The organism is Luteococcus sp. Sow4_B9, assembly GCF_052116585.1.
GTDB lineage: Bacteria > Actinomycetota > Actinomycetes > Propionibacteriales > Propionibacteriaceae > Luteococcus.
Genome location: NZ_JBQKKT010000005.1, coordinates 108024 through 127521 on the forward strand (window position 1 = coordinate 108024; position 19498 = coordinate 127521).

The 19498-nt window shown below is 68.0% G+C and carries 18 protein-coding genes and 2 pseudogenes; 14 read left to right on the forward strand and 6 right to left on the reverse strand.

Annotated features, from left to right (window positions below; genetic code table 11):
- Positions 1–12: 12 nt before the first annotated feature.
- Positions 13–954 carry a glycosyltransferase gene (locus ACTQ49_RS05235; protein ID WP_441826793.1) on the forward strand — a complete coding sequence of 314 codons (942 nt, stop codon included), beginning with the start codon at positions 13–15 and terminating at the stop codon, positions 952–954.
- A 51-nt stretch (positions 955–1005) separates the two neighbouring features.
- A complete protein-coding gene (locus tag ACTQ49_RS05240; RefSeq protein ID WP_441826794.1) occupies positions 1006–1227 on the forward strand; it encodes a hypothetical protein in 222 nt (73 codons plus the stop codon).
- A 97-nt stretch (positions 1228–1324) separates the two neighbouring features.
- Here ACTQ49_RS05240 and ACTQ49_RS05245 read toward each other — a convergent pair whose 3' ends face one another.
- Positions 1325–1732 carry a VOC family protein gene (locus ACTQ49_RS05245; protein WP_441826795.1) on the reverse strand — a complete coding sequence of 136 codons (408 nt, stop codon included), beginning with the start codon at positions 1730–1732 and terminating at the stop codon, positions 1325–1327.
- 288 nt (positions 1733–2020) lie between these two features.
- Between ACTQ49_RS05245 and ACTQ49_RS05250 the strand changes: the two genes are divergently transcribed.
- Both ACTQ49_RS05250 and ACTQ49_RS05255 read left to right on the forward strand, forming a co-directional pair.
- Positions 2021–2899, forward strand: a complete 879-nt coding sequence (locus tag ACTQ49_RS05250) for a DUF559 domain-containing protein (RefSeq protein WP_441826796.1) — start codon at positions 2021–2023, stop codon at positions 2897–2899.
- A gap of 179 nt (positions 2900–3078) precedes the next feature.
- Entirely contained in the window at positions 3079–3858 is a 780-nt protein-coding gene (locus tag ACTQ49_RS05255; RefSeq protein WP_441826844.1) for an HAD-IIB family hydrolase, read from the forward strand.
- A 258-nt stretch (positions 3859–4116) separates the two neighbouring features.
- Here the strand turns inward: ACTQ49_RS05255 and ACTQ49_RS05260 are convergent, their stop codons facing one another.
- Positions 4117–4707 carry a LysE/ArgO family amino acid transporter gene (locus ACTQ49_RS05260; RefSeq protein WP_441826797.1) on the reverse strand — a complete coding sequence of 197 codons (591 nt, stop codon included), beginning with the start codon at positions 4705–4707 and terminating at the stop codon, positions 4117–4119.
- Positions 4708–4840: 133 nt separating this feature from the next.
- Between ACTQ49_RS05260 and ACTQ49_RS05265 the strand changes: the two genes are divergently transcribed.
- The 7 genes and pseudogenes from ACTQ49_RS05265 (at position 4841) to ACTQ49_RS05295 (ending at position 12243) form a co-directional block, all read left to right on the forward strand.
- On the forward strand, positions 4841–5491 hold the full coding sequence (locus tag ACTQ49_RS05265; protein WP_441826798.1) for an SDR family oxidoreductase: 651 nt from the start codon (positions 4841–4843) through the stop codon (positions 5489–5491).
- Positions 5492–5896: 405 nt separating this feature from the next.
- Complete coding sequence (locus ACTQ49_RS05270; protein ID WP_441826799.1) at positions 5897–7177, forward strand: quaternary amine ABC transporter ATP-binding protein; 1281 nt, start codon at positions 5897–5899, stop codon at positions 7175–7177.
- Positions 7174–8019, forward strand: a pseudogene (locus tag ACTQ49_RS05275) (ABC transporter permease); the annotation flags it as partial. The gene ACTQ49_RS05270 and the pseudogene ACTQ49_RS05275, both read left to right, overlap by 4 nt.
- Before the next feature lie 159 nt (positions 8020–8178).
- Positions 8179–8949, forward strand: a pseudogene (locus tag ACTQ49_RS05280) (glycine betaine ABC transporter substrate-binding protein); the annotation flags it as partial.
- A 141-nt stretch (positions 8950–9090) separates the two neighbouring features.
- Entirely contained in the window at positions 9091–10455 is a 1365-nt protein-coding gene (locus ACTQ49_RS05285; RefSeq protein ID WP_441826800.1) for an LssY C-terminal domain-containing protein, read from the forward strand.
- Between the two features lie 62 nt (positions 10456–10517).
- On the forward strand, positions 10518–10841 hold the full coding sequence (locus tag ACTQ49_RS05290; protein ID WP_441826801.1) for a DMT family transporter: 324 nt from the start codon (positions 10518–10520) through the stop codon (positions 10839–10841).
- A 133-nt stretch (positions 10842–10974) separates the two neighbouring features.
- Entirely contained in the window at positions 10975–12243 is a 1269-nt protein-coding gene (locus tag ACTQ49_RS05295; RefSeq protein ID WP_441826802.1) for an MFS transporter, read from the forward strand.
- A 46-nt stretch (positions 12244–12289) separates the two neighbouring features.
- Here ACTQ49_RS05295 and ACTQ49_RS05300 read toward each other — a convergent pair whose 3' ends face one another.
- A complete protein-coding gene (locus ACTQ49_RS05300) occupies positions 12290–12949 on the reverse strand; it encodes a DUF2461 domain-containing protein (protein ID WP_441826803.1) in 660 nt (219 codons plus the stop codon).
- 354 nt (positions 12950–13303) lie between these two features.
- Complete coding sequence (locus ACTQ49_RS05305; protein WP_441826804.1) at positions 13304–14104, reverse strand: protein phosphatase 2C domain-containing protein; 801 nt, start codon at positions 14102–14104, stop codon at positions 13304–13306.
- Positions 14105–14211: 107 nt separating this feature from the next.
- Here ACTQ49_RS05305 and ACTQ49_RS05310 point away from each other — a divergent pair, with 107 nt between their 5' ends.
- Positions 14212–15354 (forward strand): MFS transporter, encoded by a 1143-nt coding sequence (locus ACTQ49_RS05310; RefSeq protein WP_441826805.1) that lies wholly within the window; start codon positions 14212–14214, stop codon positions 15352–15354.
- Between the two features lie 45 nt (positions 15355–15399).
- Here ACTQ49_RS05310 and ACTQ49_RS05315 read toward each other — a convergent pair whose 3' ends face one another.
- Together ACTQ49_RS05315 and ACTQ49_RS05320 are read right to left on the reverse strand one after the other, a co-directional pair.
- Positions 15400–15888 carry an SRPBCC family protein gene (locus tag ACTQ49_RS05315; RefSeq protein WP_441826806.1) on the reverse strand — a complete coding sequence of 163 codons (489 nt, stop codon included), beginning with the start codon at positions 15886–15888 and terminating at the stop codon, positions 15400–15402.
- Between the two features lie 375 nt (positions 15889–16263).
- Positions 16264–17523: an Ig-like domain-containing protein gene (locus ACTQ49_RS05320; protein ID WP_441826807.1), complete on the reverse strand. Its 1260-nt coding sequence runs from the start codon at positions 17521–17523 to the stop codon at positions 16264–16266.
- Between the two features lie 191 nt (positions 17524–17714).
- Between ACTQ49_RS05320 and ACTQ49_RS05325 the strand changes: the two genes are divergently transcribed.
- Both ACTQ49_RS05325 and ACTQ49_RS05330 read left to right on the forward strand, forming a co-directional pair.
- The gene (locus ACTQ49_RS05325) at positions 17715–18497 is read left to right on the forward strand and encodes an enoyl-CoA hydratase/isomerase family protein (protein ID WP_441826808.1); all 783 of its coding nucleotides are present in this window, start codon (positions 17715–17717) and stop codon (positions 18495–18497) included.
- A 94-nt stretch (positions 18498–18591) separates the two neighbouring features.
- Positions 18592–19497, forward strand: coding sequence for a hypothetical protein (locus ACTQ49_RS05330; RefSeq protein WP_441826809.1), 906 nt, complete (start codon positions 18592–18594; stop codon positions 19495–19497).
- The last annotated feature ends 1 nt before the right edge of the window (position 19498 follow it).

A 19498-nucleotide genomic window follows, 5' to 3' on the forward strand; every position in this document is an offset into this window, starting at 1 on the left:
AAGGATGGCTCCATGCGAGTTGCGGCGATCAGCTATGGCACGGAGGGCGACGTGCGTCCGATGGTCGCGCTCGGAACGGCGCTGCGCGAGCGGGGACACGAATTCGTGTTGGCTGCGGATGCGGGGACGGCCCCGGTGGCCGCTCCTCATGGGATCGACTTCGTGCCGTTGTCCGGGGACATCCGCAGTCGTCTCACGGGATCCGACGAGATGGGCGAGTTCGTCCGTCGCGGGGATGCAGCGGTGGCCGGGATCGGACCGGTCCGCCACCTGCTGGCCGAGCACCTGCACCGCTGGACCCTGGACTTCCTGGAAGCGGCGGGTGCTGCCGACGTGGTCCTGACCAGCGGACTTTCCCTGCCGGCTGGCTTCAACGCGGCGGAACGGCTGGGAGTTCCCGCGGTGGCCACCTTCTTCCAGCCCTTCGAACCCAGCCGGCACCAGAAGTCGTCGATGCTGCCGCCCCGGATCCCGCTGCGACTCCACGCTCCACTGTTCCGGTTGGGCAGTCAGGCCAGCTGGCGGGTGGTTCGCCACGTGGTGAACGACTCGCGCCGGTCATTGGGGTTGGAGCCTCGTGTGCTGCTCTGGCGGCGTTACCAGCAGCTGTGCGCCTGGTCACCGACGTTGGCGCCGCCGCCCCCTGACTGGGGGCCGGAGGTCTGCGTCACCGGCGACTGGCGACTGCCGGCGCACGACGACTTCCAGCCCGATCCGGCGCTGGCCGACTTCCTGGCCGCTGGCGATTCACCCGTCTACGTGGGATTCGGCAGCATGAGCGTGCCGGACGGCATGGTCCGCGCGATCATCGACGGCCTCGATGGGCGACGGGCGCTGCTCGCACCGGGTTGGTCGGGCGACGTGCCCCGGGGCCTGCCGTCGACTGTCCACGTGGTGGGCCACACTCCCCATGACTGGCTCTTCCAACACGTCTCCGCGGCGGTGCACCACTGAGGCGCCGGCACGAGCCACGCGGCGGTGCGGGCCGGTGTGCCAACCGTTGGGGTGCCGATCACCGTCGACCAGCCCTTCTGGGCCGATCAGCTGCACCAGGCCCATCTGGGGACGCGGCCGTTGGATGCCCGCCGTTTGAGGGCCTGGGACGTGGCGCGGGCCCTGGACGAGGCCCACCTGTTGCGCCCCCACGTCGCCCGGGTGGCCGGGGTGGTGAGCGCCGAACATGGCCGCGAAAGGGCCATTGACCGGCTGGAACGGTTGATTCGTTGAGACCGGTGATTCGTTGAGACCGGGGCGTTGGTCTGGTTGACCTCCCGGCCGGCTGCAGGCTGCCAGCCTTGGCTCGTCAGATGGTGCGTCGGGACTCTCAGGCGCCCAGGTCTTGCGCGATTTCCCAGCTGTGTCCGTCGAGGTCGCGGAACGTGGCCACGCGCATTCCCCAGGGCTTGTCCTCGGGCATCGTGTCGAAGGTGACGTCACGGCGCTGCAGCACCTCCACCACCGTGTCGATGTCATCCACCCAGATGGCCAGCTGGATCCTCGGGCCCGCATTGGGCTCGCCGGGATTGGCGGGCGTCACCAGGCGTGGGCCCTCGCTGTTCACCAAGAGGTTGAGAACCAGGCTGCCGAGGCTGAATCCGGTCGACTTCTCGTCGGTCCACAGCGGCTCCTGCGCGAAGACGCGGGAGTAGAACTCGCGGCTCGCCGCAAGGTCGTCGACCAGCAGGGTGATCGCCGACAGGGCGGGTGTGAAGGTCTGCTCGTGGTTCTCCATGGCACCAAGCTAGCCCGTGCTCGTCACGTGGGCGTCCGCATCCTCGTGGCGAGACGGCAGCCCCCGCGGGTGCGCCGGCCGGACTCCGCAGATCAGCCGCGGGATCGATGGCGCCCGGCAGAGGCTTGCGCGGCGGTGTGCTTGGACGCTGATCCTGCGGGCGATCTGCGGAGCCGGTGCACGACCAGTGGTGTTCACGGCGCACCTCGACTTGTCCACAGGCGGGCTCGGGCGGGTCTTCTGTGGATGGCGTGAACGTTTGGCGGGCCGGATGGACACAGTGCAGGTGTGACTGCTGCAGCCGAACTGAGAAGCCTGGTCGTCGAGGCCGGGGGTGTGATCCGCCGCCGGGACCACCCGCACCTGCGGCATGCCTTTGACTGGCTGGTGAAGCGGGGTGAGCTGGTGCCCGTCCTGCCAGGAGTGCTGGCTGCGGCAGGAATAGCGGAGGACCCCGCAACTCGGCTGGCGGCGATCACCCTGTGGGATCCGGATGCCGTCGTGACAGGTAGGGCGGCGGCTCAGCTCGGCTACTGGGCGGGCGCAAGGGTGGACAGGGTGGAGGTCCTCACCTCTCGCCGCCCCAAGCCGCGTGCTGGTTTCGTCTTCCGCCGCAGCCGGGTGGATCCGGACCAGGTGGTGGAGGGTGACGGCGTGCGCCACACCTCGCCAGCCTGGACCGCGTTGTGGCTGGCGCGCGGGGATGATGGTGAGGCCACAGACGAGGCGCTGCGAGCCAATCGAGTCACCCCGTCGGGGCTGGTGGAGATGATGGCCCAGTTCCGTGGACGGGCCGGCGTGGCTGCCCGCCGTTTCGTCGTCGAGCACAGCCGTGAGAAGCCCTGGTCCGTGGCCGAACGCAAGATCCACGTCGCGCTGCGGGATGCGGGCATCGCCGGCTGGAAGGGGAACCACGTCTTCACCATCCAGGGGCGGACCTGGCCGGCTGACATCGTCTTCGAGAAGCTTCGGCTGGTCATCGAGTTCGACGGTTTCGAGTCGCACTCCCAGCGGGAGGTCTTCCACGATGACCATGAGAAGGCGCTGCTGTTGATGGCAGAGGGCTGGCTGGTGGTTCGGTTCAGTTGGACCCAGCTGGCCGATCCGGTGCAGTTGGTGGCCTGGATCAGGGATGCGCTGGCCATGGCCGCCCGGTTGAACGGATGAATCTGGCTCCGCAGCGTTCTCCTTGAACACCGGCTGAAGAGCTGGCTCGGGAAGGGCTCGCGATCACTGCTACACAAGGTCTTTCAGTGCCTGCTCAGGATGGTCGTGGCTAAGGTGACCAGTGGCACACGTCCGTGCCGCCATGCATGTTGACTCTTCGGGGGAGAGCCTTGACCGAACTGACCATTCCCGTGCCTGACGATGTGCAGATCGTCGCCTTCGACCTGGATGACACGCTCGCCGCGTCGAAGTCGCCCGTCCAGCCGGACATGGCGCAGACCCTCGCTGACCTGTTGGCCGTTCGCCCCGTGTGCATCATCTCCGGCGGCCGCTACCAGCAGTTCCAGTCGCAGGTGCTCGAGAACCTGCCCCATGGTGCTGACCTGTCGAAGCTCCACCTGATGCCCACCTGCGGCACGCGTTACCTGCGGCACGAGAACGGCGAGTGGGTTGAGGTCTATGCCCACGAGCTGGAGGAGGCCGACAAGACGGCCGCCATCGAGTCGCTGGAGAGGCGCGCCAAGGAGCTTGGCCTGTGGGAGAGCGATGAGGTGTGCAAGGGTGCCCGCATTGAGGATCGCGGTTCGCAGATCACGTTCTCCGCGCTGGGCCAGCAGGCGGCCGTCGCAGACAAGCACGCCTGGGACCCGGAGATGACCAAGCGCGCCGCACTGCGTGACGCGGTGGCCGCCGACGTGCCGCAGCTGGAGGTCCGCTCCGGTGGTTCGACCTCGATCGACATCACCATGAAGGGCATCGACAAGGCCTTTGGCATGCGGGCTCTGGAGGAGCAGACCGGCATCAAGAAGGAGAACATGCTCTTCGTGGGTGATCGCCTGCAGCCCGGTGGCAATGACTACCCGGTCTACGAAATGGGCATTGCCTGCCATGCGGTCGAGGGGCCGGAGGAGACCTTGGTCTACGTGCGTGAGCTGATCGAGGACCTCAAGCAGGCCTGATCCAGCATCCTGGTTCACCATCCTGATCCACCATTGCGTGCAGTGGCCGTCCGCGTGAGCGGGCGGCCACTGTCGTTGTTGGTGACCTTCTGAAGGGGCGGCTCCGCAATTCGGCCCCGGGTTGGCCGTCCCGCGGCGGATCCCCGCCTGACCAGAATCTGGGACACCTGACCGCGGGGTGACTTGCGGAGTTCGCTCCCGGTGCGGCGGTGCGGCGGTGCGGCGGTGCGGCGGTGCGGCGGTGCGGCGGTGCGGTGGTCAGAGCACCAGGCTGACTGCAACCGCGAGCATCACGAGCCCGGTCAGCACATCAACGGTCCGCCAGACGCTGGGGCGTCCCAAGGGCCCCGAGAGCGCGTGGGCTCCGAAACCGAGAGAACCGAACCACAATACTGATCCGGTCATGGCCCCAGCGGCGAAGGTCCACTTGAGGGCGCCGTGACTCGCGGCGATCGACCCCAGCATCACAACCGTGTCCAGATAGACGTGCGGGTTGAGCCAGGTGACGGCCAGAACCGTCCCCAGCACGGACCGGCGACTCCGAGGCTCCTCGGCCTCCAGTTTCCCGGGCCGAGCCGCCGCCCGAAAGGACCCGATCGCACTCCACACCAGATAGGCCGCACCCACCCAGCTCAGCACGCGAAGCGCCGCCGGGTGCGCGGCCGCGACGGCACCCATCCCGGCGGTCCCCGCTGCGATCAGCAGCAGATCGCTGATTGCACAGATCGCCACCACCAGGCCCACGTGTTCCCGGCGCAGCCCCTGCCGTAGGACCAGGGCGTTCTGCACCCCGATCACGATGATGAGGGACAGGCCGGTGAGCAGGCCCGCAAGCCAGGTGGAGAGCATGGGATGAACCTAGGGTCGGCGCTGGTGTCGGGCAAATGAACCACCGCTGGGATCCAGCAGTCATGCTTGGTGTCGTCGCGTACGCTGGCGGCACCGCTGAGCGCGGCGTCGACTCGTCATGACAGGAGACCCCATGTCCAAGGTGATCATCATCGGTGCCCACGGCAAGGTGGCGCTGCAAACGCTTCCCCTGCTGGCGGAGGCGGGACATGAGGTGGAGGGCCTCGTCCGCGCCGCCGAGCAGGCCGACGACATTGCCGCCACTGGCGCCACCCCAGTGGTCGCCGATGTGGAGGAGCTTGAGGCGGACGCCTTGGCGGAGCTCTTCCGCGGGGCCGACGTGGTGGTCTGGTCGGCCGGTGCGGGGGGCGGCAATCCTCGTCGCACTTATGCGGTGGATCGCGATGCGGCCATCCGGAGCATGGAAGCCGCGCTCGCCGCCGGCGTCGGCCGGTTCGTGATGGTGTCCTACTTCGGTGCCGGCGCAGACCACGGGGTCAGCCCCGAGAACTCCTTCTATGCCTACGCCGACGCGAAGGCGGCTGCCGACGAGTACTTGCAGGCCAGCCAGCTGGACTGGACCATCCTGCGCCCCAGCGCCCTCACCCACGACGAGCCGACGGGGCGCGTGGATGACCAGGCGAGCGAGTCGGGCCAGGTCTCGCGCGGCAACGTGGCTCGGATGATCGCGGCCGTCGTGAATCACCCGGCGACCAGCCGTCACCGCATCATCCAGTTCAACGACGGCGAGACGCCTGTGGACGAGGTGGCGGCCCGCGCCTGAAGCATCTGCGTCGCAAGGCCTGGTGGCCTGGGGCGTCGGATCCGTGCCGGTGCTGCCGCACAGGCCGGCTGGTGGCTGGGGGCTGGGAGATCCGGTCATGCCGGCCCTCGGCGGGCGGCCTCGGCGACCCTCGCCGCTCCTTCCTTCCACAGGGTCAGGCCAGCGGCAGTCAAGAACTGGGGAAATATTGTTGTCACATCGAGACCGGATTCTTGGGAAATGGTCACCTCCAGCGCTGGAAGCTGAAGTTTGTTCCTGCTATCGCGCGCGAACTTGGTGAATTTTGCCCTCCCTGAACGCGTTGTTACGGTCATGTCGTTCTGTGTGGGTCCGGCGATGCGGGGTGCTGACTGTGATGGTGTCTTCCGATGATTGGCGGGCTCCGGGCCAATCTGAGGGAGAATCGTGCCGGCAATCGTGGCCGATGGTCTTTACAAGGTGTTCGGAAAACGCGCCCAGCGGGGCGTCGAGGCGCTGAAAGCTGGCGCAACCAAGGATGACCTCCGCAAGGACGGTCTCACCGCGGCGGTGATCGACGCCAACTTCACCGTGGAGCCCGGCGAGATATTCGTCGTCATGGGCTTGTCGGGGTCGGGCAAGTCGACGCTCATCCGGATGGTGAACGGTCTGTGGGAGGCCACGGCGGGTGACCTCGAGATCTACGGCGAGAACCTGGGAAAGCTCTCCGACGCGGGCCTGCGGCGCGTGCGTCGCGAGAAGGTCTCCATGGTCTTCCAGCACTTCGCCCTGCTGCCCCATCGCACAGTTGGCGAGAATGCTGCCTACGGTTTGAAGATCCAGGGGATCAACAAGGCCGATCGTGAAGCCAAGGCCGAACGGGCGCTCGAACTCGTGGGGCTCGGCGGCTGGGGCGGTTCATACCCCGGTGAGCTGTCCGGCGGCATGCAGCAGCGCGTCGGGCTGGCGCGGGCGCTGGCTGCCGGCACCGACATCCTGCTGATGGACGAGGCCTTCAGCGCGCTCGACCCGCTGATCCGACGCGACATGCAGGATCAGCTGGTCGAGCTGCAGCAGAAGCTGGACAAGACCATCCTGTTCATCACGCACGACCTCAACGAGGCGATGCGCATCGGAGACCGGATCGCCATGATGCGTGACGGCCGGGTCGAGCAGATCGGCACCGCCGAGCAGATCCTCAACAACCCTGCCAATGACTACGTCTCCACCTTCATCCAGGACGTGGACCGCACCAAGGTGCTGAAGGCGGCGCACATCGCCGAACACCCGCCAGCCGTCCTGGGCGCGGAACAGGGACCCAAGGCGGCTCACAAGTTGCTGCGCGAGACCGCCAACTCCTGGTTGGTCGTCCTGCGTCGCGACCGCACACCGGTGGGCGTGCTGTGGGAGGACGACGTTGCCCGGGCCGTGCGGCTGGCGAGGACGCAGCTGCCGTGGTCCAGCCAGCACGAGATGCCGGTGGTGCCCCACGACACCCCCATCGCCGAGCTCTTCGAGCATTCCGCCAAGCACCTCTCGCCGCTGATCGTGGTGGACGAGCAGCAGCGATTCCTGGGGGTCATTCCCCGCGTCACGCTGCTCACCGCCGTCGGTGAGACGCAGAACGAGACCACCACCGAGATCCAGGCCATCACCACCACCGGCGACGCTCGTCCCGGCTCCGGTGCCACGGCCGTCGCCCCGCGCAAGGAGGGTGAGCAGGCATGATTCACGAGATCGAGATTCCCAAGCTGCCCGTCGGTCGGGTGGTGGAGCGCGGCATCGACTGGATGACCGCCAACTGGAGTGCCTTCTTCGACGGGATCACGGCCTTCGTGTCGTGGGTGGTCGGTGGCGTCACCGACCTGCTGGTGGCGGTGCCGGAACCGGTGATGATCGTGCTGTTCGCGCTGCTGGCCTGGGTGGTCCGCAGCTGGCGACTGGCTGCGGGGACCCTGCTCGCCTTCGGTGTGATCTGGTCGATGGGCCTGTGGACGCACGCGATGCAGACCCTCGCCCTGGTCTTGATGGCCACCTTGTTCGCGGTGGTGATCGCCGTTCCGCTGGGCATCGCCGCCGCTCGCAGTGACCGGGTCAGTGCCATCGTGAAGCCGGTGCTGGACCTGATGCAGACCATGCCGGCCTTCGTCTACCTGATCCCCGCGATCACCTTCTTCGGCATCGGTGTGGTGCCCGGAGTGCTGTCCACGTTGATCTTCGCGCTGCCGCCCGGTGTGCGCATGACGGAGCTGGGCATCCGTAGTGTCGATTCGGAGACCGTCGAGGCCGGGCACTCCTTCGGCGCCACCCCGTGGCAGATCCTGCGCGGCATCCAGCTGCCGCTGGCGGTGCCCACGATCATGGCGGGCGTCAACCAGGTGATCATGTTGGCCCTGTCCATGGCCGTCATCGCAGGCATGGTCGGCGCCGATGGTCTGGGCAAGGACGTCACGGCCGCCATCGCGTCGCTGAACACGGCTCAGGGGGTGGAGGCCGGTCTGGCGGTGGTCTTCCTGGCCATCTACCTGGACCGACTGACCGACGCGCTGGGCCGCCCGAGCGAGTACGCGGGATCGCTGATGGCGCGCCTGCGTCGCAGCGGCATGGCTCCCCGCCGGCGCCATGCGCTGATGGCGGGAATTGCGGCGCTGGCGCTCGCCGTGGTCGCTGCCTTCTCCATCGTCGATCCCGGCAAGATCGGCGGCGGCAGCAAGGGCAAGATCGTGATCGGAAACATCCCTGCCTGGACTGACATCCGCAGCACGGCATATCTGTGGGGCAATCGTCTGGAGGCGATGGGCTATGAGGTGGAGTACCAGGTGCTCAGCGAGCCTGCGCCGCTGTATGCGGGTCTGGCCCGTGGCGACATTGACCTGAACCCATCGGCCTGGTCGGATGTCACTCACAAGCAGTACATGGACAAGTACCGCAAGGATCTGGAGCAGCTGGGCACCTTCAATGCCAGCGCGATGAACATGTTGGCCGTGCCCGAGTACAGCTCCCTTGACTCGATCGAGGACCTCAAGGGCAAGCAGGGTCAGTACGGTGGCCGGATCGTTGGCATCGAGCCCGGCGCGGGCCTCACCAACACCACGCAGACCAAGGTGATCCCCGAGTACGGCCTGCAGGACTACGAGCTGGTGACCTCGTCGACCACGGCGATGCTCGCCGAACTGCAGAATGCGATCAAGAAGAAGGACGACATCGTCGTCACCTTGTGGAAGCCATACTGGGCCACCAGCAAGTTCCCCGTGAAGGAGCTCAAGGATCCCAAGAAGGCCTTCGGTAGCGGTGAGGGCATGAACATCCTGGGCGCGAAGGGCTTCTCCGAGGAGTTCCCGGACGCCGCCGAGTTCCTGTCCAAGGCAAAGCTGAGCGATGACCAGTACGGGGATCTGGAGAACACCGTGGTCAACGAGTTCGGTGAGGGTCAGGAGGAGGAGGCCATCGAGGCGTGGCTCGAGCGCAACCCCGATGTGCTGCCACCGGTGGAGGGCTGACACGGCCGACTCCGCAAACCGACCTCACGTTCCGCGCCGGCCCCCGCATTCCCGCGGAGGCCGGCACGGGGCATTGGATCTGGTGGTCGTTTTGCGGAGTCGGGGCCCGGAGCCCCCATACATCTGCGGCAGGATGGAGGCATGAGCCCGCAGCGCTACCCGGTGCCCTCGGCGCCGCCGGAGTACCGGCATCCGCCGGGCAAGGTGTCCGCGCGCGGTTCCTTCAAGCTCTTCGAGCTGGTCTCGGCCGGGTTCGCGCTGGCGGCTCTGGCACTGGCCTTCTGGCTGGCGGCGATCCTTCTGACCAGCGGTTTCTCCGGCCATCGGGTTCGCCTGTTGCATCTGCTTCTCTTCTGGGCGGTGACGGCCTATCTGGCCCTGCCGCGGGTGCACCAGCTGATGACGCTGCTCTACCTGCCCGACTACTTCATTGGCCGCACTCGCACCGCTGACGGTGTCCTGGGCGATCCGATCAATCTGGCCCTCGACGGCAATGAGCACGACGTCCACGCCGCCATGCGCGCGGCGGGATGGATCAGGGCCGATGACCTCTCGGTACGCACCGCATGGAACACCATCCGTTCCTGGTTGACCCGCCGCTCCTATCCCTCGGCGCCGGTCTCGGGACTGTACCTGTTCGGCCGCCTGCAGGACTTCGCCTACCAACAGGAGGTGGACGGCAACCTGAGCCAGCGTCACCACGTGCGGTTCTGGCGGGTGCCGCGCGGCTGGGTGATGCCGGGTGGCCACAAGGCGCAGTGGCTGGCGGCGGCCACCTATGACCGGGCGGTGGGATTCTCGATGTTCACCTGGCAGGTGACGCACAAGATCGACGAGAACATCGACATCGAGCGGGACTACCTGATCGACACGATCCGCTATGCCGATCCGGAGACCTCGGTCACGGTCATCAAGGACTTCTCCACGGCCTACCACCATCGCAATGGCGGGGGAGACCGGGTGCGCACCGACGGTGACATGCCGGTCCTGGATGTCTCCGGCGCCTTGATGCGGGTGGGGCATGAGAAGGTCGGCGCCCGTGCCTATCCGTATCCGGGTTTCGCCCAGCACGGGATCCCGCCGGCGCCGCTGGTGATCGGTGGGCTGCTGGTGGCTCTGCGTGCACTGGTGGCCATGGCCGCGTGGGGGTTCGTGGCCTTCCGTGGCGCGGCGGAGCGGGTGCTGGGCAGCACATTGGACATCCGGGTGAGCGCCCTGGCAGCAGCCGTCGCGGTGGTCCTGTGGTGGTTCGTCATTGCCCGCAAACGTCTGGCGTGGGTGGCCTTGATGTCGGTGGCGACGATCGATGCGCTCCTGCAGTTGGCCGCCGTGTCGTCGGACATGTCGACGGGTCTGGGCAATCTGTTCGCTGCGGGTCTGTCGGTGCTCACCGTGCTGGCCGTCAGCGCCACACCGGTGCGCACCTGGGTGTCGCGTGGCCGCAGTGAGCCGCAGGTCACCATCCCGGATGGCCAGTGGCGCCATGCCCGGGTCACCTCGGACTGACGGTGGCGCGGGGCGAGTCGTTTGGCGCGGGTCCGTTGGCGCGTCGTGCGACGATGGGCCGCATGGCGTGGATCATCCTCATTCTCTCGGGCCTGTTCGAGGCCGTCTGGGCGACGGCCCTGGACCGGATCGACGGCCTGCACCGCCCGTGGCCGATCGTGGTCTTCCTGGTCGCGATGACCATCTCGATGGTCGGGCTGGCCTTCGGGATGCGCGAGATTCCCGTCGGTACGGCCTATGCGGTGTGGGTGGGGATTGGCGCGACGGCCACGGTGGCCTATTCGATGGCGACGGGCGCCGAGTCGGTCAGCCTGGTGAAGATCCTGCTGGTGCTGGGGATCGTCGGGTGCGTGGCGGGATTGAAGTTGGTCAGCCAGCCGGCCTGAGGTCTCGCTGGCTCGGTACTCGGTTGGCTTGGTGTTCGGCTGCCGGGGTTCTTCGTCGTAGTCTTGACGTAAAGGGAATTTCTTCGACGCGAGTGAGGCCGGGCCGCGTCGGCTCGACGTATTCAGGAGAGTCATGACACCCCCGTCCCCCGGGCCCCTCGCCCCACGTGACATGCCGCCCCGCGGCCCCGAACCGTCGCTGCCCGACGCAGCTGGTTGGCCCTTCCTCGTCACGGCCTTCGTGGGCCGCATGCCCAGCTCGATGGTGCAGCTCGGATATCTGTTGGTGCTCAGCCAGAGTGGCTATGGCCTGGCTGCCGGTGGTCTGGCGGTGGCGGCCGTGGGGCTGGGCAGTGCGATCGGCGGGCCCGTCGTGGGCCGCCTGGTGGACAGGTTGGGGCCGTTGCCCGCGCTCGCCGGGGCGACCCTGGTCTCCCTGGTGGGGCAGGCGATCTTCCTGGGGCTGATGGTGCAGTCGGCGCCGCTGGCAGCGCTGCTGCTCTGCGCTGGACTCGTGGGTGCGGCAAATCCGCAGGTGGGGCCGGTGGCCCGGAGCCACTGGTCTCGGCTGGCGGTTCGGCTGCGCGCGCCGCATCTGGTGCAACGGGCGTTGGGCTACGAGGGGGCCGTGGACGAGACGGGTTTCGTCGTGGGACCGGTGCTCGCGGGTGCCCTGGTGACGTTGCTGGGGCCCCTGCCGGCGGTGGGCGCGATCCTTGCCCTGACACTGGTTCTGCAGGGCCTGTTCCTGCTGTACCTGGCGCTGGACCGCGCCAACTGGGCCGATGACCCGACGCCTGCGGGGCAGCCGACCGTTGTCGCTGGCGGCCCCTCGGTGGGTTTGTTGCCCGTGCTGTGGCCGATGCTGGGCTGTCTTGCGGTGGGGACGCTGTTCGGTGCAACGCAGACGGCGCTGACGGCGGTCTTCGACTCGCGCGGCACGCCCGGTGTGACGGGTCTGGTCTATGGATTCGTGGGCATCGGCAGTGGAGTGGCCAGCCTGTTGGCTGCTCGTTTTCCGCAGAGCTTCGGCCTTCCGTCCCGCGTGCTGCTGGGCGGGCTGTTCGTGGCGGCCGGGGCGCTGGCGATGATGACGCTTCCTGCGGCCTGGCTCGCCGCAGCGTGCGGGTTCGTGCTGGGGCTGGGCGCCGGGGTGATCCTGGTCACCTCCTTCACCTGGATGGAGGCGATCGCGCCGCGGCATCGGATGGCGACGATGATGACGGTCTTGTCCACCAGCATCACCTTGGGGGTGAGCGCTGGCGCGGCCACGGCCGGTCAGTTGGCGTCGGTGCTGGTGCGGGGATTCTGGCCGCTGCTGATGGCCGCAGTGTTGGCGGTGGTGGCGTCGGCGGGGATGCGGGCGCACCTGCCGCTGGTGAGGTCCGTTCGTCGGGGTTGAGGGGTGGCTCGGCCGCCGGGTGAGGGGTTGTCCAGGCGCGCGCCGCTCAGCGCGCCCGGGGCCCTGAGACGTCCGAGTTGCCAACGTACTGCGTGAGCCAGGCCATCAGGTCGCGCAGCTCGTCCCAGCCGTCGTTGAGGTATTCGGCGGCTTCCGCGGTGGCCATCCAGGCTGGTTGCCCCAGATCCAGGCGGGCCGAGATGGTCTTGTGGCGCAGCAGCTCCAGCCGCGGGGCATCCGGTGCGACGCCGCGGGGGCGGGTGGCCAGCCGGTCCCCGTCGATCAGGTATCCCGCTGACTCCAGCTCGGCCGTGATCTCCTGCAGCTGCACGCCCGTGGCGTCGTTCTGCACTGCCTCGCGGTAGCGGGCCAGCTGCGGGCCGTCCATGAAGTAGTTGCCGCCGGCCAGATGGAAGCCCGTGGAGTCCACCTGGAAATACCAGCCCGCGTGCGTGTGGCTGTGCGCGTAGAGGCCCTGGTGCGCCTTGTAGGGCGTCTTGTCATTGCTGAATCGCACCTGGCGGTAGGGGCGGAAGACCTTCGTCTCGCCGAAGGCCGGGCCCACCTGCTCGGCCAGGGCCAGCATCGGGGTGCGGACCAGGCGGTCATAGTCGTCCTTGTGGGCCAGCCACCACTCGCGGTTGTTGTTCACCTCGAGCTGGCGGTAGAAGTCGACCGCCTCGAGTGGGATTCCGGTGAAGGCCATGCCCCAACACTAGGGCGCACTGGCGTTGGGGCGGCGGTCACGAGGCTCTGGTCTGCACGGCTTGGCTGCCCGTAGTCGGGGGTCCGCCGATCGGACTCCGCAATTCGACCGGGCGATGCCGGCCTCTGAGCCGGGCCGGGTGGGGTGTCCATCGCGCCGGACGAACCCGGGGTCGGTCTGCGGAGTTCATCCCGCAGTGCCGGTGCTCCTGCCAGCGCCCGGTCGAGGTATCGCCAGCTGGAGCTCATGGTGGATCGAGGCAGGGGCTGATCGCGGCAGGGGCTGATCGAGGCCGTGGCGGATCGAGGCAGGACAGACCGAGGCGAGGGGGGATCGATCAGCTGCCTGGTGGGTTCAGGCCCGGTCGAAGAGCTGCCAGGCCAGGGTGAAGTCGTCGTGCACCTTGCGCGCCCGGTTCTGCAGGGCGGACGCGCGCTTGGTTTCCCACTCGCGCACCTGCTGGTGGATTCGTTCGGCATCCCCGCGCAGGACCGTCTCCGTCAGCCTGGTGAGACTGCCGCCCAGCGACTGGTGGAAACGGGTGGCCCCGTCGCTGGCGCCGATCACCCCGCGGACCGAGCCCAGCGGGAAGTTCTCCACCCTTGCCTCGGCCGCCGCGGATGGGTCGTGGTGGCAGCACCACCAGCCACCGGATTGGTTGCGCTGCTCTTCCAAGACCTGGGCCTGGGCCGCACGAATCCCGTCGGGGCAGGTCGCGCTGGCTGCGGCGCGCGTGGCCAGCTCACCCAACCGGTCGTCGGTGAGTTCGGTGACCTGTCCGTTGGTCAGTGCGACGAGGATCGACGCGTCGCACAGGACCAGGGTCTCCAGCACGGAGCCGGTGACGCGCCAGGCGGCGAGGGTGGCGCTGGGGGAGCCTGCGGCCAGGTCGCATTCGGGGTGGAGCTCGGCGACCCGTCGGATGGCGGTGGCCAGAGAGCCGGCCATGGTGTCGTCGCGGCGGGCGAGCTGGTCGCGGTAGGTCTGGGCCAGATGGGTGGAGTACCAGCTCACCTCGTGGTGGCAGCCCTGCCGCATGCTCTTGGGCAGGCCGGCGCCGTCGGTGACCACACCGATTCCGGGGGCGGTGGCGGCGGCATCCTCGTTGTCCCGATCACAGCTGGCGGGGCGGGTGAAGACCTGCGGTTCGCACATGGGTCGAGTCTTGCAGACATTTACCTACCAAGTGGTAGGATTCTGGCTCGTTGGGCCGGCCAGAGAATGAGGCCGTTGCCCTGCCCAGCGGCACCAGGAGGAAGACCATGCGCCGACACCCAGATCTCGCAGGCTCCGCCCTGCTGTGGGGGCTGCAGTTCGCCTTCCTGGCGCCTGCCCTCACCCTGCTCCTGGTGACCCTCTACGACGCGTCGATGTCGGAGGTCGGGTGGGTGATCGCCTGCTACCAGGGCGCCGGATTCGTGGCCCAGCTGGTGATCCCCGCCTGGGCCGACCGTCGACGCGACTACCTGCTGCCCATGCTGGCCGCGGGCCTGTTCACGATCGCCCTGGCCATCGCCCTGTGGTTCGCCACATCCCTCTCGATGGCGCTGGTGGCCCTGCTCCTGCTGGGCGCCCCGGCTGGCGTCGGTGGCTCGATGCTCTTCGCCGAGCTCAAGCACCAAGGGGCCGGCCTGCAGGACGTGACCTCGGTGCGAGCCGTCTTCTCCTTTGCCTGGATCATCGGCCCGCCGGTGGCGACTCTGGTGATCGGTTCCCTGGGCAGCCGCGCCCTGTTGGTGGCGGTGGCCATCATCGCGCTGGTGAACCTGGGGCTGACCGTCCACATGATGCGGGCGCGCAGTCGCCGAACCCTCGACGAGCCGGTCCTCGCGGAAGCCACCGCCGCCGTGGGCAAGGTGCCGGTGGGGCTGGCGCTGCTCTCCTTCGTGCTGACCGGAGCCACCAACGCGGTGGCGGTGGCGGTCATCACGCTCTTCGTGACGGAGCACCTGGGCTTGGCCCCTCTGTGGGCCGGCCTGTGCCTGGGCCTGTGCGCCCTGCTGGAGATTCCGGTGCTGGTGCTCTCGGGGCGGCTGGCGATCAACCGCCCGAAGTTCCCCCTGGTGGTGGTTGGTTCGGCGCTGGCGCTGCTCTACTACCTGGGCCTGCTGGTGGTGGACAGCCCGTGGATGCTGCTCCTGTTGCAGGTGCCCAATGCGGTCTTCATCGCCCTGATCGAGGGGCTGGGGCTGGCATGGGTGCAGGAGATCATCGCCGCGCCGGGGATGGCGTCGGGCATGTTCATGAACACCCGACGGGTGGGTTCGGTCCTCAGCGGTGTGGTGATCTCGCTGGGGTCGGCGGGCGCTGCCGGTGTGGCCGGGGTCTTCGTGGTCTGCGCCGTGCTGGCGGCCGTGGCCCTGGTCCTGTTGCTGGTGGCCGGCCGGATGCTGCGCACCGCCTGAGGCGCCGGGGGCAGTCGCAACCCTGGCCGACCACGTCCGAGTCGGTCAGCTGCGGGCCAGCAACCCGTCGATCTGGTTGATGGCCGAGGTGGCGCCCTCGATCACGCCCATGTCCAGCACCGCCTGCAGTTCGTCGGCGCTGGCGTAGTGGCTGGTGTAGGTGGCGCGGGTGCCGCCGTCGATGGGCTCGAAGTCGAAGTCATTGCGGCTGGCCGGGAGCTCCGGGTTGGGCGTGAAGTCCTGGTTGGCGAAGCCGTCCATCACCGCGATGTGGTGCGGCTCGTGGACTTCGATGACCTCCCAGTAGCCGCAGTACTTCTGGCCCTCGGGGTCGGTCATGAAGTAGTTCATCCGGCCGCCCGGCGCCAGATCGTGCAGGGTGAAGGTGGCGGGCATTCCCTCGGGGCCCCACACCCGTTCCAGCAGCCGCGGATCGGCGTAGACCTGCCAGACCGATTCGATGGGCGCCTGGAATTCGGCCACGATCGTGAGGGTCTTGCCCTTCAGATCTGCCTTGGTGTCGACGACGGGCATGGTCTTCCTTTCACCGGATGTACGGTCTGTGTTTCGAGTGTGGCAGGTCGGGCCCCACCGTGCACGCAGAGCCAACCGCCAGCCGGTCGCCGCACGCCAACCCCAGATCCCCTGTCACCGCAGTTCACCTGTCACCGCAGTTCACCTGTCGCCGCAGATCCGCCGCGTGTCAAGAGCCGGTCGGCGCGGAGAACCACCGCTGCAGGCTCCCCGGCCACCCTCTGCCGGGGCCAACTCCGCAAACCGTCCTCCAGCTCTTCGGGCCGCGCCAGCGCCCCCTTGCCAGAGCGGGGCGAAGTGCTCCCGGCCCACACCGGGAGGTCGGTTTGCGGAGTCGGGGGCGGGGGACCGCCCGGAGGGAGGTGAGAGGAGCCGCTACCTCAGGGCGGACTTGGCCTTCCACTGCTCCCAGCTGATGTCCCACTCGCTCCAGCCGTTGCCGAACTCCAGCTTGCGGTCGGATCCGGTGAAGACCACTGGGTCACCGATCTGGGCCGTCGTGTAGAGCTTGTACATCTCGTCGTCACGCATGCCGACGCAGCCGTGCGAGGCATTCCGGACACCGAAGTTGCCCTCATTCCACGGCGCCGAGTGGATGAACTCGCCGGACTTGGTGACGCGCAGCGCGAAGGCCGCCTTCACCTCGTAGCCCTCGGCGGAGTCCTGGGCGATGCCGGTGGTCTCGGAGTTCATGGTGATGTTCTCGGCCTTCTCCATCACCACCTTGGTGCCGGAGCGGGTGACGAAGCCGGGCTTGCCGGCGGTCATGGGCCAGGTTCCCACCGGTTTTCCGTCGCGCAGCCAGGTGATGGTGTGCTTGGCGATGTCCACCTTGCCCTGCTGGTTCTTGCCGATCTTGAGCTCCAGCTCGCGGTTCAGCTGGCCGTATCTGCCGTCGCCGGCGTCGACGCCGTTGAGTCGGGCGTCGAGCTTGACGGTGCTGCCCGGCTTCCAGTGTTGCTTGGGGCGCCAGTGGACGGTCTTGTCATCCAGCCAGCCCCAGGAGCCCTCCTGCGCCGGGACCGAGGTGACGTGCATGTTGCGTTCGAACTCGGCCTTGTTCTGCACGGGCAGGTCGAACTGCACGACGACGGGTTGCGCGACGCCGTAGGGGCCGTTGATGACGGGGGCCAGGGTGGGGAAGACCTCCTGCTGCCGGCTCAGGGCCGCGGTGCGGAAGCTGCTGGTCTTGGTGACCTCCTTGCCATCGTCGCCGGTGGCCGTGGCGGTGACGGTGTAGCTGGCGCTGGGGTCCAGACGATTGTCGGCGATCCAGATGCCCTTGTCGTTGGCCTGTGCGGTGAGTTTGGTGACGGCATTCTTGCCGCTGGCCGTGGTGGTGATGGTGACGTCGGTGACGGTGGCGGCCGTCGGGGTGACGGTGATCAGCGTGCTCACCGGCACGTCGTTGGCTCCGTCCTGGACGTTGATGGCCAGCGACGGGTCCGTGGATGCGGAGGTGGCCGAGCTGGACGGGTCCGCGGCTGGGCTGGTCGAGGCCTTCGCGCTGGCAGCAGACTGGCTGGATCCGGTGGTCGACGATCCGGCGGGCTCGCCCGCTCCTTCGCCGCTGGCTGCGCAGCCGGTGGCCAGCAGCGCTGCGGCCAGTGTGGCTGCTGCGGTCTTCCTGTCCATCACATCCTCCTCCTGCGCCAGAGCTGGTCTCCCGGGCCCGACAATTCTTGGCAGCTGAAGGGTCAGGTCTCCGGGCGCGACGCACATCACTGGTGAATCTTCAGGGGGCTGTGAAAAGTTGCCCCGCTGGCACGGCCGATGAGGGATGATCGAGGCACGACGGTCCAGTCAACGATGACCAGGAGGCAAGGGTGCCTGAGCAGGTGCGGGTGGAGATCGACGCCGGAATTGCGCAGGTGGTGCTGTGCGCGCCCGAATCGGGGAATCGGGTGGATGTCGGCTTCGGCAAGGATCTGGAGCGTGCCCTGGACCGAGTGGCGGACGCCGACGGGGTTCGCGTGGTCTGGCTGCGTGCGGAGGGTGACCACTTCTCCCAGGGCGGCGACCTGCGGCCCTTCCATGAGCGGATCGAGGAGTTGGGGACGCGGATGCCGGGCCTGTTCGATGCCTTCAATCCGGCGCTGGAGAAGCTCGGGAGCTTGCCCGTGCCGTCGGTGGCGGAGGTGCGTGGCTGGTGTGTGGGTGGTGCGCTCGGCATGGTTTCCTTGGCCGACGTGGTGGTGGCGGGTAGCAGTGCGCGGCTGCGTCCGGCCTTCCCCGGGCTCGGCATTTCCAATGCGGGTGGTTCGACGGTGGGCTTCGCGTCGCGGATGGGGGTTTCCCGCGCCAAGCGTTTCTGCATGTTGAACGAACTGCTGGATGCCGAACAGGCGCAGCAGGTGGGGTTGGTGGACTTCGTGGTGGGTGACGAGCTGCTGAAGGAATCGGCCGGGGAAATCGTGTCCCGGTTGGCTTCTGGGCCCACTCTCTCCTTTGCGGGGATGCGCCGGAATTTCGGGCGGCTGGGGATGGAGCTGGGTGAGGCCCTGGCCATGGAGGTGGAGAACATCAGCGTGTGTGCGGCTTCGGCTGATGCTGCCGAGGCGGTGACGGCGTTCATGGAGAAGCGGCCTGCCCAGATGCGTGGCCGATGACGTCTTCGGGTGGTTCGGGATCCCGATCTGAGGGCTGGTTGAGGAGCTCCTTCACCGACTTGGGTGGAATCTATCGTCCGGCATACTGGCGGGCGTGGATGGGAACCCGATGGACGAGATGAGCGGCCGGCGCGACTTCGCCGCCGTGCTGTCGCGTGCCATTCGCGATTCCCGGCTCAGCCTCAAGCAGCTCCAGGAGCAGCTGGCCCGCAAGGGCGTCCACCGTGACATTGCGACCCTGGACTACTGGCGCAATGGTCAGGCCATCCCCACCGGCAATCGCGACCTGAAGGGCGTCACGGTGCTGGAGGAGATCCTCGACCTGGGCGCCGGGCAGCTCCTGTCGCGGCTGCCCAGCGACGCCGTCTCGCGCTGGGATCCCGTGCGCAGCGCGCCGATCGACCGGCAGCTGGAAGAGGCCTATGCCGTCATGGGGCTCCCGTCGTTGGACAGTCTGGAGCACATCTTCCTGCAGGACTCGGTCAGCATCTCCACCGACTTCCACCGGCAGGCGGAGGTCACCACCCAGCTGGTCCGTGCCACCCGCGACGGGGTGCACAACATCCCGGTCGCGCTGCGCCAGATCTTCACCGAGGACGAGCCGCCGCGGATCAGCGGAATCTCCGGGTGTGAGCTGCATGACGTCGCCATGCTCGACGACGAGGGTCTGCTCTGCGCCGAGCTGCGCCTGCCTCGCCCCCTGCGCAAGGGGCAGCTGCACATGTTCAGCTACCGGATGGACTGGACCTTCGCCCGCGACCGTGACAGTGACGGCATCACCCGCCTGGTGCGGCCCGGCCTGCGCTACTGGGCCGCGACGATCGACTTCGCCGGCGACGCTCCCGGTTACGTCGAGTACAACTACGAAGTGGAGAACTTCACCCGCCTGGGCACGCCCACGGGTACCGAGATGACGCAGCGGATCCGCTCCGCCAAGCAGGTCCAGCGGGTGCTGCGGGGCCCCCTGCCCGGCCTGCACTCCATCGAATGGAAGAAGTGAC

Excerpts from the sequence above, each read along its gene's own strand:
- ACTQ49_RS05245 (WP_441826795.1), bottom strand. The coding sequence starts at position 1,732 with ATGGAGAACCACGAGCAGACCTTCACACCCGCCCTGTCGGCGATCACC.
- ACTQ49_RS05260 (WP_441826797.1), bottom strand. The coding sequence starts at position 4,707 with ATGCTCTCCACCTGGCTTGCGGGCCTGCTCACCGGCCTGTCCCTCATC.
- ACTQ49_RS05300 (WP_441826803.1), bottom strand. The coding sequence starts at position 12,949 with ATGGCCTTCACCGGAATCCCACTCGAGGCGGTCGACTTCTACCGCCAG.
- ACTQ49_RS05305 (WP_441826804.1), bottom strand. The coding sequence starts at position 14,104 with ATGTGCGAACCGCAGGTCTTCACCCGCCCCGCCAGCTGTGATCGGGAC.
- ACTQ49_RS05290 (WP_441826801.1), top strand. The coding sequence starts at position 10,518 with ATGGCGTGGATCATCCTCATTCTCTCGGGCCTGTTCGAGGCCGTCTGG.
- ACTQ49_RS05295 (WP_441826802.1), top strand. The coding sequence starts at position 10,975 with ATGACACCCCCGTCCCCCGGGCCCCTCGCCCCACGTGACATGCCGCCC.
- ACTQ49_RS05310 (WP_441826805.1), top strand. The coding sequence starts at position 14,212 with ATGCGCCGACACCCAGATCTCGCAGGCTCCGCCCTGCTGTGGGGGCTG.
- ACTQ49_RS05285 (WP_441826800.1), top strand. The coding sequence starts at position 9,091 with ATGAGCCCGCAGCGCTACCCGGTGCCCTCGGCGCCGCCGGAGTACCGG.
- ACTQ49_RS05315 (WP_441826806.1), bottom strand. The coding sequence starts at position 15,888 with ATGCCCGTCGTCGACACCAAGGCAGATCTGAAGGGCAAGACCCTCACG.
- ACTQ49_RS05235 (WP_441826793.1), top strand. The coding sequence starts at position 13 with ATGCGAGTTGCGGCGATCAGCTATGGCACGGAGGGCGACGTGCGTCCG.
- ACTQ49_RS05320 (WP_441826807.1), bottom strand. The coding sequence starts at position 17,523 with ATGGACAGGAAGACCGCAGCAGCCACACTGGCCGCAGCGCTGCTGGCC.
- ACTQ49_RS05265 (WP_441826798.1), top strand. The coding sequence starts at position 4,841 with ATGTCCAAGGTGATCATCATCGGTGCCCACGGCAAGGTGGCGCTGCAA.